The sequence below is a fragment of the Neisseria sp. P0022.S009 genome (assembly GCF_051956675.1).
Taxonomy (GTDB): domain Bacteria; phylum Pseudomonadota; class Gammaproteobacteria; order Burkholderiales; family Neisseriaceae; genus Neisseria.
Genome location: NZ_JBQCXE010000101.1, coordinates 1 through 255 on the forward strand (window position 1 = coordinate 1; position 255 = coordinate 255).

General features: G+C 56.1%; 1 pseudogene. It reads right to left on the reverse strand.

The features are described 5' to 3' along the window. Positions 1–255: pseudogene (locus ACTHUG_RS11630) on the reverse strand (hypothetical protein); the annotation flags it as partial.

Here is a 255-nt window from a genome sequence, read left to right on the forward strand (position 1 = left end):
TGCTGTTGGCATTGAGGTCGCCGTCGGCCACGTTGGTCACTTTGTTACCGGCGGCATCGATACCGGACTTGGTCAGGCTAGGACCGCCTGCGACTTTCACACCGTCGTTGTTAACGGTGGTGTCGCCAGCTTTGACGCTGTCTACTACCAGGTCTTTGTTCAGCTTAACCGTCACTTTATCGTCTTGGGCTTCGGTGGTGATGTTGTCGTCGCCGGCAACGGTCACGGTGGAGCCGAGTTTTTCGATATTGGTGC